General features: G+C 65.8%; 11 protein-coding genes and 1 pseudogene. 8 read left to right on the top strand and 4 right to left on the bottom strand.

Features of this window, described 5'->3' with window-relative positions; all coding sequences use genetic code 11:
* Positions 1 to 154: 154 nt before the first annotated feature.
* Positions 155 to 1,153, bottom strand: a complete 999-nt coding sequence (gene hemB / locus G3O06_RS22555; protein WP_174969758.1) for a porphobilinogen synthase — start codon at positions 1,151 to 1,153, stop codon at positions 155 to 157.
* A gap of 252 nt (positions 1,154 to 1,405) precedes the next feature.
* The gene (yihA, locus tag G3O06_RS22550) at positions 1,406 to 2,065 is read right to left on the bottom strand and encodes a ribosome biogenesis GTP-binding protein YihA/YsxC (protein WP_174919063.1); all 660 of its coding nucleotides are present in this window, start codon (positions 2,063 to 2,065) and stop codon (positions 1,406 to 1,408) included.
* Between the two features lie 214 nt (positions 2,066 to 2,279).
* On the opposite strand from yihA, the gene G3O06_RS22545 reads away from it, so the two are divergent.
* From G3O06_RS22545 to msrQ, 5 genes are all read left to right on the top strand, one after another.
* Positions 2,280 to 2,933, top strand: a complete 654-nt coding sequence (locus tag G3O06_RS22545; protein ID WP_205817563.1) for a c-type cytochrome — start codon at positions 2,280 to 2,282, stop codon at positions 2,931 to 2,933.
* Between the two features lie 227 nt (positions 2,934 to 3,160).
* Positions 3,161 to 5,377 carry a cytochrome c biogenesis protein ResB gene (locus G3O06_RS22540; RefSeq protein WP_174987432.1) on the top strand — a complete coding sequence of 739 codons (2,217 nt, stop codon included), beginning with the start codon at positions 3,161 to 3,163 and terminating at the stop codon, positions 5,375 to 5,377.
* 4 nt (positions 5,378 to 5,381) lie between these two features.
* Complete coding sequence (gene ccsB / locus G3O06_RS22535) at positions 5,382 to 6,572, top strand: c-type cytochrome biogenesis protein CcsB (RefSeq protein WP_174969756.1); 1,191 nt, start codon at positions 5,382 to 5,384, stop codon at positions 6,570 to 6,572.
* A 158-nt stretch (positions 6,573 to 6,730) separates the two neighbouring features.
* Positions 6,731 to 7,726: a protein-methionine-sulfoxide reductase catalytic subunit MsrP gene (gene msrP / locus G3O06_RS22530; protein WP_174919060.1), complete on the top strand. Its 996-nt coding sequence runs from the start codon at positions 6,731 to 6,733 to the stop codon at positions 7,724 to 7,726.
* A gap of 20 nt (positions 7,727 to 7,746) precedes the next feature.
* Complete coding sequence (gene msrQ, locus G3O06_RS22525; RefSeq protein ID WP_174999020.1) at positions 7,747 to 8,433, top strand: protein-methionine-sulfoxide reductase heme-binding subunit MsrQ; 687 nt, start codon at positions 7,747 to 7,749, stop codon at positions 8,431 to 8,433.
* A gap of 78 nt (positions 8,434 to 8,511) precedes the next feature.
* Here the strand turns inward: msrQ and G3O06_RS22520 are convergent, their stop codons facing one another.
* Positions 8,512 to 8,790, bottom strand: coding sequence for a lipoprotein (locus tag G3O06_RS22520; RefSeq protein ID WP_205817560.1), 279 nt, complete (start codon positions 8,788 to 8,790; stop codon positions 8,512 to 8,514).
* Positions 8,791 to 8,826: 36 nt separating this feature from the next.
* Between G3O06_RS22520 and cyaY the strand changes: the two genes are divergently transcribed.
* Entirely contained in the window at positions 8,827 to 9,156 is a 330-nt protein-coding gene (cyaY, locus tag G3O06_RS22515; RefSeq protein ID WP_174987439.1) for an iron donor protein CyaY, read from the top strand.
* A 91-nt stretch (positions 9,157 to 9,247) separates the two neighbouring features.
* On the opposite strand, the gene G3O06_RS22510 is transcribed toward cyaY, so the two are convergent.
* On the bottom strand, positions 9,248 to 11,638 hold the full coding sequence (locus G3O06_RS22510; RefSeq protein ID WP_174918475.1) for a penicillin-binding protein 1A: 2,391 nt from the start codon (positions 11,636 to 11,638) through the stop codon (positions 9,248 to 9,250).
* A 220-nt stretch (positions 11,639 to 11,858) separates the two neighbouring features.
* Here G3O06_RS22510 and G3O06_RS22505 point away from each other — a divergent pair, with 220 nt between their 5' ends.
* Both G3O06_RS22505 and G3O06_RS22500 read left to right on the top strand, forming a co-directional pair.
* Positions 11,859 to 12,785, top strand: coding sequence for a competence protein ComA (locus G3O06_RS22505; RefSeq protein ID WP_205817559.1), 927 nt, complete (start codon positions 11,859 to 11,861; stop codon positions 12,783 to 12,785).
* Positions 12,782 to 12,994: pseudogene (locus G3O06_RS22500) on the top strand (fimbrial protein); the annotation flags it as partial. The gene G3O06_RS22505 and the pseudogene G3O06_RS22500, both read left to right, overlap by 4 nt.

The raw sequence follows: 12,994 nt of genomic DNA, 5'->3' as shown, positions 1-12,994 counted from the left end.
CGTGCCGGCCGGGTGCTTGCCGGTGGCGTATCGGCGCGCTTGCGTGGCATGAGGTGACGATCGACAAGGGCAGGCGGCCACGATCGACGGCAAACAAAAAACGGCGTGACACCGAAGTGTCCCGCCGTTTTTCTTTCCGCCTGCAGGCGGGCAATCAGCGTTGCGCTTTCAGCAGACGCGCGGCGTCGAGTGCGAAGTACGTCAGCACGCCGTCGGCGCCAGCACGCTTGAACGCGAGCAGCGATTCGAGCACGACCTTGTCGTGGTCGAGCCAGCCGTTCATTGCAGCGGCCTTCAGCATCGCGTATTCACCGCTCACCTGGTACACGTAGGTCGGGAAGCGGAACTCGTCCTTCACGCGGCGCACGATGTCGAGGTACGGCATGCCGGGCTTGACCATCACCATGTCGGCGCCTTCGTCGATGTCCAGGCGCACTTCGCGCAGCGCTTCGTCGCTGTTCGCCGGATCCATCTGGTAGGTCATCTTGTTGCCCTTGCCCAGATTCGATGCCGAACCGACCGCGTCGCGGAACGGGCCGTAGAACGCCGATGCGAACTTGGCCGAATAGGCCATGATCCGCGTGTGGATATGGCCGTCGCTTTCCAGCATTTCGCGGATGGCGCCGATGCGGCCGTCCATCATGTCCGACGGCGCGACGATGTCGACGCCGGCTTCTGCCTGCGCGCGCGCCTGATCGATCAGGATCTCGATCGTGTCGTCGTTGATCACGTAGCCGTTCTCGTCGAGCACGCCGTCCTGGCCGTGGCTCGTGTACGGATCGAGCGCGACGTCGGTCAGCACGCCGAGCTCGGGGAAGCGCTTCTTCAACTCGCGCACCGCGCGCGGGATCAGGCCTTCCGGATTGGCCGCCTCGCGGCCGTCAGGCGTCTTCACCGACGGGTCGATGGCCGGGAACAGCGACAGCACGGGCACGCCGAGTTCGACGCACTGCTCGGCGACGTGCATCAGCAGATCGACGGACACGCGTTCGACGCCCGGCATCGACGGCACCGGCTGCCGTTCGTTGGTGCCTTCGACGACGAACACCGGATAGATCAGGTCGTCGGTGGTCAGGCGGTTTTCGCGCATCAGGCGCCGGGAGAAGTCGTCGCGGCGCATCCGGCGCGGACGATGAAGCGGATGGAAGCTCATGGCGATTGGGTAGAAATCAGGGCAGTAAGACCTTACGGAACCCTTAGGTCATTTTCGGGAGCGTTGGTATATGATAGCGATCGAGCGGCACGCGTCGCGTGCAGCTCCCCGCTTCTCCTCCCTGAGCGGGTGCCTGTCGTTTTTCGATTAGGCTGTTTGACCCGCCGTTCAACGGCGGGTTTTTTTATGAGCCGGCCGAATCCGCAGGCGCCGTCAGGTGCGCGCCGCCGTTCCCGGCCGCGCGTTGCCCGATCATTGTGCTACAGGCGCGCTTTCTTCGTCGGCGACGGACGGCCGCAGCCAGCTCTCGATCAGCTCGTGCGCCTCGTCGAGCCCCGTGCGCTTCATTGCTGAAAACAGCTGGACCGTCAGCTTGCCCTGGACGCCCTGGTCACGATACGCATCGAGCCCCTTTTGCGTGGTCCGCAGCGCGTTGATGCTTTCCTGCCGCGTCAATTTGTCGCACTTCGTCAGCAGCGTGTGGATCGGCTTGCCGGTCGGCACGAACCACTCGATCATGCGGCGATCGAGATCGGTCAGCGGACGGCGCGAATCCATCATCAGGATCAGGCCGCAAAGCTGCGAGCGGGTTGCGAGGTAGGACGACAGCAGCATTTCCCAGTGCGCCTTGGCGGCACCGGGCACTTCCGCGTAGCCGTAGCCGGGCAGGTCGACGAGATTCGCGACGGGCTCGGCGGCCGGGCCGACGGAGAAGTAGTTGATATGCTGCGTGCGGCCGGGCGTCTTCGACGCGAAGGCGAGCCGCTTCTGGTTGCACAGCACGTTGATCGCCGTCGACTTGCCGGCATTCGAGCGGCCCGCGAACGCGATTTCCGGCTGAACCGTCGGCGGCAGGTCGCGCAGATGGTTGACGGTCGTGTAGAAGCGGGCTTGATGGAGCAGAAAGGCCATGGGAACCGGAAGGACGGGCGGCGCGAGCCGCTTGGTGGAGGCGGGGTAGCCCCGATAGGCGCGGGAGCTTTCAGCACGATATTGTACAATACGGCGGTTTTGCCGAAGGCTACCGGGCGCCTGCCTCGCGCTTTTATGTAGCTTCTGCGGTAGACTGAACGCCGTCGTTTTTTGCAGAACCTCAAATTCCCACAAGACGAAACAGGGTGTGCGAATGAATCGACTGTGCAAGTCTCTGATGGTGCTTCAGGTTGCAGCAGGGTTCGTAGGTTTCGTAGCGGAGGCAAACGCGGCGGATGCGGCAAAGCCGGATCTCGACCGTGGCAAGGCAATTGCCGGGCAGGTATGCGCGTCGTGTCACGGCGCCGACGGCAATAGCGCGTCGGGCAGTTTCCCGAAGCTTGCCGGCCAGCATCCCGAATATCTGGTCAAGCAGTTGAACGACTTCAAGACGCAGCCGGGCGCGAAGGGGCCGGTGCGGTCCAACCCGGTGATGGTCGGATTCGCGAGCGCGCTGAGCGCGGACGACATGCGCAACGTCGCCGCGTACTACGGAGCGCAGACGACGAAGCTCGGCACTGCACGTGATGCGGCGACCGTGCCGATCGGCCAGAAGATTTATCGCGGCGGCATCGCGGAGAAGGGCGTACCCGCCTGCGCGAGCTGCCACGGGCCGACCGGGCAGGGGCTTCCGGTCCAGTACCCACGTCTGTCGGGGCAATGGGCCGATTACACGGTCGCGCAGTTGACCGCGTTCCAGCAGGGTGCCGGCGCGCGCAACAACAACGAGGCGATGCATCAGATCGCGACGCGGCTGTCGGACAACGAGATCAAGGCCGTCGCGGATTACATCGCGGGCCTGCGTTGAGCGGCCAGCCGCGAGAATAACCGGGCGCCCGAAGGGCGGCCGGCGTCAGAACAAGAAAAGGGTGGGGCGCCGCACTATTGCGGTCGCCTTACCCTTTTTTGTTGTCAGCACTCGCCGGGCCGAGCCAAGCCAGCCAGGATGAAGAGGCATGCTGGGAATGGGGGGCTGCGCCCCCCAAAGCGAACATAGTGAGCGTTGGGGGCTGTTTCCCCTTAGTCGGAGTTTGAATGAGCGTTACCACGTCGGGGTTGCAGTCGAAGTCGGGTCAGGGTGCGTCGAAGCGCGCGGTCGAGCTGCTGAGCTCGATGCGCTTCGCAATTGCGCTGCTGGTGGTGCTGTCGATTGCGAGCATCATCGGCACGGTCCTGACCCAGGACGATCCGTATCCGAACTACGTGAACCAGTTCGGGCCGTTCTGGGCGGACATCTTCCGCTCGCTCGGCCTGTACAACGTGTACAGCGCGTGGTGGTTCATGCTGATCCTGATCTTCCTCGTCGTGTCGATCTCGCTGTGTGTGATCCGCAACGCGCCGAAGATGCTCGCCGATGCGAAGAGCTGGAAGGACAAGGTTCGCGAAGGCAGCCTGCGCGCGTTCCACCACAAGGCCGAATACACGACTTCCGGCACCCGCGCGACGGTCGCGGCGACGCTCGCCACGTTCGTCACCAAGGCCGGCTACAAGCACATCGTGCGTGAGAACGACGGCGCGACGCTGATTTCCGCGAAGCGCGGCGCGATGACCAAGTGGGGCTACATCTCCGCGCACCTGGCGATCGTCGTGATCTGTATCGGCGGCCTGCTCGACAGCAACCTGCCGATCAAATTCCAGATGTGGATGTTCGGCAAGAGCCCGGTCAACACGAGCGCGACGATCAGCGAGATCTCGCCCGACCATCGACTGTCCGCGTCGAACCCGACGTTCCGCGGCTACGCGTGGGTGCCCGAGGGGCAGTTCGTGTCGACCGCGATCCTGAACCAGCCGAGCGGCTCGCTGATCCAGGACCTGCCGTTCTCGATCCAGCTCAACAAGTTCATCGTCGACTACTACACGACGGGCATGCCGAAGCTGTTCGCGAGCGACATCGTCGTGATCGATCGCGAGACCGGCCAGAAGATCCCGGCGCGCGTCGAGGTCAACAAGCCGTTCACGTACAAGGGCGTGTCGATCTACCAGTCGAGCTTCCAGGACGGCGGCTCGCAGATGCAGATGACGGCCTACCCGATGACGGGCGGCAACGCGAAGACCTTCCCCGTGAAGGGCACGATCGGCAGTTCGGCGCCGCTGCAGATGCCGGGCAACGATGGCGACACGATCGAGTTCTCAGATTTCCGCGCGATCAACGTCGAGAACATGGCCGACGCGAACGGCAAGCCGGACGTGCGCGGTGTCGCGACGACGAGCTCGCTGAAGGAAGTGTTCGACGAACGCCTCGGCTCCGGCGCGAAGACGTCGAAGCCGACGCAGCTCCACAACATCGGCCCGTCCGTGCAGTACAAGATCCGCGGCAAGGACGGCCAGGCGCGCGAATTCAACAACTACATGCTGCCCGTCGACATGAAGGGCGAGCGCGTGTTCCTCGCCGGCGTGCGCGCGAGCCCGAACGACCCGTTCCGCTACATGCGGATTCCGGCCGACAGCCAGGATTCGATCGGCGAATGGATGCACCTGCGCGCCGCGCTCGAGGATCCGTCCGCGCGTGCCGAAGCCGCTGCGCGCTTCGCGCAGCGTTCGCTGCCGGGCACCGATGCATCGTTGCGCAGCCGCCTGCAGGACAGCGCATTGAAGGTGCTGACCCTTTTTGCGGCGAGCGACGACAGCGTCGGCCGCGGCGCCGACGGCCAGCCGATCGGCGGCTTCCAGGCCGTGGCGACGTTCATCGACCGCTCGGTGCCCAAGGCCGAGCAGGAGAAGGCCGCGAGCCTGCTGCTGCGGATGCTCGAAGGCTCGATGTGGGAGGTCTGGCAGATCGCGCGCGAGCGTGCGGGCGAGCCGGCGGCGCAGCAGGGCACCGACACGATCCGCTTCGTGCAGAACGCGATCAACGCGCTATCCGACAGCTTTTTGTATGGATCGCCGGTCTATTTGCAGCTTGATTCATTCAAGCAGGTGCAAGCTTCGGTATTTCAGTTGACGCGCGCACCCGGCAAGAATCTGGTGTATCTTGGCAGCCTGCTGCTGGTCGCCGGCATCTTCTCGATGTTCTATGTGCGCGAGCGGCGCCTCTGGTTCTGGCTGAAGGACGCCGGTTCGGGCGTCGATGTGGTGATGGCAATGTCCTCGGCCCGCAAGACCTTCGATTTCGAGAAAGAATTCGTGCAGACGCGCGACGCGGCCGGTGCCGCCTTGCACGCCGCACCTCGCGACGCCGCGCCGGCCGGTGCGGCATCGACGGCCCGTCCGCCTGCCGGCGGCGGTTCCGATTCCGAGAATTCCACCCGGTAACATCATGGATCTCACGCAAGTTTCCTCTTCCCATCGGGCGTCGGCCCAGGCTCCGGTTACGGCGCCGCTGTTCGACGACCGTCCGTTCCTCGCGCGCCTGTCGCTGCTCGACTGGCTGTTCGCACTGGCGCTCGTGGTGGGCGCGGGCTATGCGCTCGTGCACTACAACGAGCACATGGATTACTACGACAAGGCGGTGATGATCGGCACCGTGCCGGCGCTCATCGCGCTCGGCTGGCGCTGGAAGCCCGCGCGGCTGATGATGGCGTCGATCGCCGTGCTGGCGCTGCTGTCGATCCAGATCTACCAGGGCGATCTCGCGCGCGCCGATTCGGCGTTCTTCCTCAAGTACTTCCTGTCGAGCCAGTCCGCGATCCTGTGGATGAGTGCACTGTTCGTGCTCGCGACGATCTTCTACTGGATCGGCTTGCTCGCGCGCTCGGAGTCGGGCTCCGCGATCGGCCAGAAGCTCACGTGGGTCGCCGTGCTGATGGGCTTCACCGGCCTGATGGTGCGCTGGTACGAGTCCTACCTGATCGGTGCGGACGTCGGGCACATTCCGGTGTCGAACCTGTATGAAGTGTTCGTGCTGTTCAGCCTGATCACCGCGCTGCTCTATCTGTATTACGAAGGCCACTACGGCACGCGCGCGCTCGGCGCGTTCGTGCTGCTGGTGATCAGTGCGGCCGTCGGCTTCCTGATGTGGTACTCGGTCGCGCGCGACGCGCAGCAGATCCAGCCGCTCGTGCCGGCGCTGCAGAGCTGGTGGATGAAGATCCACGTGCCGGCGAACTTCATCGGCTACGGCAGCTTCGCGCTGTCGGCGATGGTGTCGGTCGCGTACCTGATGAAGGAGCGCGGCGTGCTCGCGGATCGCCTGCCGACGCTCGAAGTGCTCGACGACGTGATGTACAAGTCGATCGCGGTCGGTTTCGCGTTCTTCACGATCGCGACGATCCTCGGCGCGCTGTGGGCCGCCGAAGCATGGGGCGGCTACTGGAGCTGGGACCCGAAGGAAACCTGGGCGCTGATCGTGTGGCTCAACTACGCGGCGTGGCTGCACATGCGTCTGATGAAGGGACTGCGCGGCACGGTGGCCGCATGGTGGGCGCTCACGGGCCTGCTCGTGACGACCTTCGCGTTCCTCGGCGTCAACATGTTCCTGTCCGGGCTGCACAGCTACGGCAAGCTGTAAGATTTCCGCTGTTCGTCCGACTATGAAACCGCCGGTGCACTGCGTGCCCGGCGGTTTTCTTTTGTAACGGGCGGGCGGTCCGGGCGTCGAACGGCGCAAGACGGGTCGGGTCGAACGCTCATGAAGCTGCGCGCGGCGCATGCAGGAGGAGCAGCACGATGTGGATCAAACGCCCTTTGCGGAACGTACTGACCGGCGGCGATATCGCACCCGGCGAAATCACGCCGCGTGCGGTCTTCGAGAACCGGCGGCGCGTATTGCAGGCGGCCGGCCTCGCTGCAGCGGGCGGGCTGCTCGGCGGCAGCGGCGCAGCATTGGCCGCCTATGCGTCGCCCGATGCGCGGGCCGCGAAGCTCGCGGCGAAAACGAATCCGAAGTTCGTCGCGGCCGACAAGGTGACGCCGTTCAAGGACATCACGTCCTACAACAACTTCTACGAATTCGGCACCGACAAGAGTGATCCCGCGCAGAACGCCGGTACGTTGCGGCCGCGCCCGTGGCGCGTGAGCGTCGAGGGCGAGGTGCTGCATCCGAAGGTGTTCGATCTCGACGAACTGCTGAAGCTCGCGCCGCTCGAGGAGCGCGTGTACCGGCTGCGCTGCGTCGAGGGATGGTCGATGGTGATCCCGTGGATCGGCGTGCCGCTGTCCGAGCTGATCAAGCGCGTGCAACCGACCGGCAACGCGAAATACGTGCAGTTCATCACGCTGGCCGATCCGTCGCAGATGCCCGGCCTCTCGACGCCCGTGCTCGACTGGCCGTACTCGGAAGGCCTGCGGATGGACGAGGCGATGAATCCGCTGACGCTGCTGACGATGGGCGTCTACGGGCAAGTGCTGCCGAACCAGAACGGCGCACCGGTGCGGATCGTCGTGCCGTGGAAGTACGGTTTCAAGAGCGCGAAATCGCTCGTGAAGATCCGCTTCGTCGACAAGCAGCCGAAGACGAGCTGGAACACATACGCGTCGAACGAGTACGGCTTCTATTCGAACGTGAACCCGAACGTCGATCATCCGCGCTGGAGCCAGGCAACCGAGCGGCGCATCGGCGAGGACGGCTTTTTCACGCCGAAGCGCAAGACACTGATGTTCAACGGCTACGGCGATCTCGTCGCGTCGATGTATCAGGGCATGGACCTGAAGAAGAATTTCTGAGGGCGACGGTGAGAAACGACATGCCTCCTTCGACGCTGACGGCCGCGCCCACGGCCGGCGCCAGCCCGGCTGCACGTGCCGCGCGGGCCGGTGCGGTCCGTCCCGCTGCCCCACGCTGGCTCGCGCCGGCCAAGGTGCTGGTTTTCGCGGCCGGCCTTTATCCGCTCGCGCGTCTCGTGCTGTTCGGGCTGACCGACCGGCTCGGCGCGAATCCGATCGAGTTCATCACCCGCTCGACGGGCCTCTGGACGCTCGTGATGCTGTGCGTCACGCTCGCCGTCACGCCGCTTCGGCGCATGACCGGGTTTGCCACGCTGTTGCGCTTTCGCCGGATGATCGGGCTGTTCGCATTCTTTTACGCGACGCTGCACTTCACGACCTACCTGTGGTTCGACAAGTGGTTCGACGTCGTCGCGATCCTGAAGGACGTCGGCAAGCGCCCGTTCATCACGGTCGGTTTCGCGGCGTTCGTACTGCTGATTCCGCTCGCGGCAACGTCGCCGCGCGCGATGGTGCGCCGGCTCGGCCGCCATTGGGCGACGCTGCACAGCGCGATCTACGCGATCGCGCTGTTCGGTGTGCTGCACTTCTGGTGGATGAGGGCCGGCAAGCACAATCTCGCACAACCGAAGCTGTATGCGGCGATCGTCGCCGCGCTGCTCGGCTGGCGGCTCATTGCATGGGGATGGCGGCGCGTGCGCGCGTGACGGTGCAGCCTGAAAAAACAAAAGGCGATGACCGGGAAGTCATCGCCTTGTTTCGTGAGCCGTGCAGGCGGCGCGTCGTTACTTCGAGACGGCCGGGCTCGACGCCGGAGCGGGCATGGACGATGCCCCGCTCGACAATTCGGGTGACAGCGTGAGCGGTGTACCGGACGAATCGGGCACACTGTCGGACGACGCGTTTTCATCGGTCGGCTTCACGTCCGACGGCGGTGCGTCCTGCTGCTGAAGTGGCTTGGGCATCGGAGGCACGGTGGGCAGGTAGAGCGCGCCGCTTTGACCGCAGCCGGCAAGAATCGCCAAAGCCGCTACAATCGCGCTCATCCGGAAAACGACTCGCATGATCGTCCCTGAACAATTGAACCGATAGAGTTTAGCATGTCCGATACCGAATACCTGACCCGTGCCGAGGCCGTACTGGCGGCCGTCGAGCGTACCGTCGACGACGCCAACGACGGCGATCACGACATCGATCTGGAGCGCAACGGCAGCGTCCTGACGCTGACGTTCGAGAACGGCTCGAAGATCATCGTCAACCTGCAGCCGCCGATGAAGGAAGTGTGGATCGCCGCGAAGGCGGGCGGTTTCCACTACCGTTTCATCGACGGCGAATGGCGCGATACGCGCACGGGTACCGAGTTTTTCTCGGCGCTCACCGAATTCGCGACGCAGCAGGCCGGCCTGCCGATCACGTTCAGCGCGCCGTAACAGCCCGGGCCGAAGCCGGGGCCGCGCCCCGACGCGTCGTGCCAAAGAAAAAGCGCCCCGCGGGGCGCTTTTTTCATGTCCGTGCCGGTGGTCAGTGCGCGAACAGGTTCATGATGTCCTGCTTTTCCTGCTCGTCGACGTGCGGCACGGTTGCGTCGACGTTCTGCGCGGCCGGTGCTTGCGGTACGCCAACCGTCGACACGAAGCCGTGGCCCGGTGCGAACTCGGTGAAGTACAACTCGCCGCCGAGCGATTCGACGCCGTCCGGTACCGTCGGCTTGAACTCGGGCACGCCCTTCAGCGCGGCGCCCATGTAGTCGATCCAGACCGGCAGCGACAGGCCGCCGCCCGTTTCGCGATCGCCGAGGCTGCGCGGGTTGTCGTAACCGATCCACGCGATCGCGGCGAGCGTGTGCTGGTAGCCGGCGAACCACGCGTCGTGCGAGTCGTTCGTCGTGCCGGTCTTGCCCGCGAGGTCGGTGCGCTTCAGCACGTTGGTCCGTGCGCCCGTGCCGCGCTGCGCGACGCTCTGCAGCAGGCTGTTCATCACGTACGCATTGCGCGGGTCGATCGCACGCGGTGCGTTCTGCTCGGCGACGAGCGGCTGCGCGCGCACGACGATCGCGCCGTTCGGATCGGTGACTTCGGCGATCAGGTACGGATTGACGCGGTAGCCGCCGTTCGCGAAGACCGAGTACGCGCCCGCCATCTGCAGCGGCGTGACCTGGCCTGCGCCGAGTGCCATCGGCAGGTAGGCCGGATGGCGTTCGGCGTCGAAGCCGAAGCGCGTGATGTACTGCTGCGCGTACTTCGTGCCGATGTGGTTCAGGATCCGGATCGACACGAGGTTGCGCGAGCGCTGCAGCGCGGTGCGCATCGACATCGGGCCTTCGAAGCCGCCGCCGTAGTTCTTCGGCTCCCACGGCTGGCCGCCCGTTTCTGCCGCGCTGAAATACAGCGGGCCGTCGTTGATCACGGTTGCCGGCCCGAGACCCTTGTCGAGCGACGCCGAATAGATGAACGGCTTGAACGACGAACCCGGCTGCCGCCACGCCTGCGTGACGTGGTTGAACTTGTTCTTGTTGTAGTCGAAGCCGCCGACGAGCGAGCGGATCGCGCCGTCCTGCGGGACGATCGACAGGAACGCGCCCTCGACCTGCGGCAACTGCGTGATCGACCATTTGCCGGTGTCGTTCTTCACGACGCGGACGATCGCGCCCGGGCGGATGCGGCGATTCGGCTGCGCGTTGGCCGACAGCGCGCCCGACGCGAAGCGCAGGTTGTCGCCTTCGATCGTCGCATTGCTGCCGTCGATGAACGCAACCGTGATCTGCCGCGGGCTGGCGGCCGTGACGACCGCGGCAATCAGTTCGCCGTTGTCGGGGTGTTCGAGCAGCGCATCGTCGATCGCCTGTTCGCGGTCGTCGGCACCGGCAGGCAATTCGATGAAGCCTTCCGGCCCTCGATAGCCGTGCCGGCGTTCGTAATCCATGATGCCCTTGCGCAGCGCCGTGTACGCGACCTGCTGGTCCGCGGAGTCGATCGTCGTGACGACGTTGAAGCCGCGCGTGTAGGTTTCCTCACGGTACTGCGCGTACATCATTTGTCGGACCATTTCCGCGACGTACTCGGCGTGCACGCTGAAATCGCGGCCCGGCCCCTTGACGACGAGCGGCTGTGCGACGGCCTCGTCGTACTGCTCGCGCGAGATGAAGTTCAGCTCGAGCATCCGTTGCAGGATGTATTCCTGGCGCACCTTCGCGCGCTTCGGGTTCACGACCGGGTTGTACGCGGACGGCGCCTTCGGCAGCCCGGCGAGCATCGCGGCTTCGGCGAGCGTGATGTCCTTCAGGTCCTTGCCGAAATAGACCCGCGCGGCGCTCGCGAAGCCGTACGCGCGCTGGCCGAGATAGATCTGATTCATGTAGACCTCGAGAATCTGATCCTTCGTCAGCGCACGCTCGATCCGGTACGCGAGCAGCATCTCGTAGATCTTGCGCGTGTAGGTCTTCTCGCTCGACAGGAAGAAGTTGCGTGCGACCTGCATCGTGATCGTGCTCGCACCCTGCGACGCATGGCCGTTCGTCAGCGCGACGATGCCGGCGCGGACGATGCCGGTGAGGTCGACGCCGCCGTGATCGTAGAAGCGCGCGTCCTCGATCGCGAGGATCGCCTTCTTCAGCGAGTCGGGCACGTCCTTGAAATGGACGACGTCGCGGCGCTCTTCACCGAATTCGCCGATCAGCACGTGATCGGACGTATAGATGCGCAGCGGCACCTTCGGCCGATAGTCGGTCAGCGCGTCGAGCGACGGCATGTTCGGCCACGCAACGACGAGCGCGTAGCCGAGCACGAGGCCGCCGGCCACGACGAGCGCCACGCACATGGTGGCGAATCCGAGCAGGACTTTTTGCCACCAGGGCCGCTTCTTCGGCTCCGGGGCGGGAGGCGGGGACGTAGGAGTCGTGGATTGCATAGGCATACCGGAAAACAGTCCCGCGATTATAGCTGCCCGGTAAGACCGGTCCTGACGCGGGGGCCGTCCGCCCCGAAGCCGCGGGCTGGCGTACTTCCAGCATAGCCCGCGCGCGGGCGTCGGGAGCGGATGCTGGCCGTTAGGCCGACTGTCGGCCGCACGCGCCGCTTTGCAGAATCAGGTCTCGGAAACGCGGCATGGGCCGCGACGATTTCGGGAGGCTGGGATGGCGGGACGATGGGGAGCGCGGTTTGCGCAGGGCGGGCACCGGTCGATGGGAATCGACGTTGGTGCGGACGAGGTGAGGGTGGTCGTGCTGAGCCGGCGCGGCCGGGGCGCTCAGGTGTGCGTCGAGGGGCTCGAGCGGGAGCCGGTCGGGTTGGCTGGCGGGCCCGAGGATGCGCGCTGGGCGGCGGTCGCGCGTGCGCTGGCCGCAGCCGTGTCGAGGCTCTCGGCGGCCGGCGTGCGGTGCGACGCGCGCGGCGTGATGGCGTTGCACGATGACGAGATGCGCACCGCGACGCTGGACCTGGCCGGGCGGGACGACATCGAGGACGCCGCGCGGCAGGCGGCCGAACGCATCTCGGGGCTGGCACCCGACAGTCTCGCGTTCGACTGGCGGCAGGATGGCGGCGCGGGGTCGGGCGAAATCGAGATTGCCGTGGCCCCGCTGGCGCTGCTCGAACGGCGGATCGACGTAGCCGCGCAGGCCGGTGTCGACCTGACGGTGGTCGACGGCGAGTCTGCCGCTGCGCTGCGTGCGTTGCGCCATGCCGCGCAATTCGAACCCGACGCGCAGGCGGGCCCCTACGCGGCGCTCTGGTTTCATGACTCGGGCGTGTACGGCTGGCGCATCGACGGCCCGTTGGCCGTACCGGTGCTGACGCTGTCCGGCGCCGTGCCGGGGGCGTTTCCCGATGCATTGCGCCGGCGCTCGCTCGGGGCCGTGTGTTGCGTGCTCGTGGCCGGCGACGAGCGATGTATCGCCCGTTTCGATACGTCCGTCGCCGAGATCGGCGACGTGCTCGGCGCGGTTGCGGTGCCGTTCGACTGTACGGGCTGGAACGGGCAACCGTGTCCGCCCGCCGGCATGCCGGGCGGCTCGGCATTGGCTGTCGCATTCGGGCTGGCATTGCGCGGGGTGTGGGAGTGACGGCCTGTCGTGCGGAGCCGGGCGGCTTCAACCTGCTGCCGTACCGCGAGCGGCTCGCGCAGGCGTTGCGACGTCGTCGGGCCGCGCAGTGCGGTACGGCGATTCTGTCCGGCGTGCTCGGCGCCACCCTCTGGACGGGCGCCGCCGCGGGGGCGCGGTGGCGTGTGGATGCCGAGCGCGCAAGCGTGGAGGCGCGGCTGCGGCAGTTA

Source organism: Burkholderia sp. Ac-20345 (assembly GCF_017104825.1).
Lineage (GTDB): Bacteria > Pseudomonadota > Gammaproteobacteria > Burkholderiales > Burkholderiaceae > Burkholderia > Burkholderia lata_B.
Note: the sequence above shows the minus strand (reverse complement) of the source record. Positions and strands in the feature narration are given on the sequence as shown.

Excerpts from the sequence above, each read along its gene's own strand:
- hemB (WP_174969758.1), bottom strand. The coding sequence starts at position 1,153 with ATGAGCTTCCATCCGCTTCATCGTCCGCGCCGGATGCGCCGCGACGAC.
- yihA (WP_174919063.1), bottom strand. The coding sequence starts at position 2,065 with ATGGCCTTTCTGCTCCATCAAGCCCGCTTCTACACGACCGTCAACCAT.
- G3O06_RS22545 (WP_205817563.1), top strand. The coding sequence starts at position 2,280 with ATGAATCGACTGTGCAAGTCTCTGATGGTGCTTCAGGTTGCAGCAGGG.
- G3O06_RS22540 (WP_174987432.1), top strand. The coding sequence starts at position 3,161 with ATGAGCGTTACCACGTCGGGGTTGCAGTCGAAGTCGGGTCAGGGTGCG.
- ccsB (WP_174969756.1), top strand. The coding sequence starts at position 5,382 with ATGGATCTCACGCAAGTTTCCTCTTCCCATCGGGCGTCGGCCCAGGCT.
- msrP (WP_174919060.1), top strand. The coding sequence starts at position 6,731 with ATGTGGATCAAACGCCCTTTGCGGAACGTACTGACCGGCGGCGATATC.
- msrQ (WP_174999020.1), top strand. The coding sequence starts at position 7,747 with ATGCCTCCTTCGACGCTGACGGCCGCGCCCACGGCCGGCGCCAGCCCG.
- G3O06_RS22520 (WP_205817560.1), bottom strand. The coding sequence starts at position 8,790 with ATGCGAGTCGTTTTCCGGATGAGCGCGATTGTAGCGGCTTTGGCGATT.
- cyaY (WP_174987439.1), top strand. The coding sequence starts at position 8,827 with ATGTCCGATACCGAATACCTGACCCGTGCCGAGGCCGTACTGGCGGCC.
- G3O06_RS22510 (WP_174918475.1), bottom strand. The coding sequence starts at position 11,638 with ATGCCTATGCAATCCACGACTCCTACGTCCCCGCCTCCCGCCCCGGAG.
- G3O06_RS22505 (WP_205817559.1), top strand. The coding sequence starts at position 11,859 with ATGGCGGGACGATGGGGAGCGCGGTTTGCGCAGGGCGGGCACCGGTCG.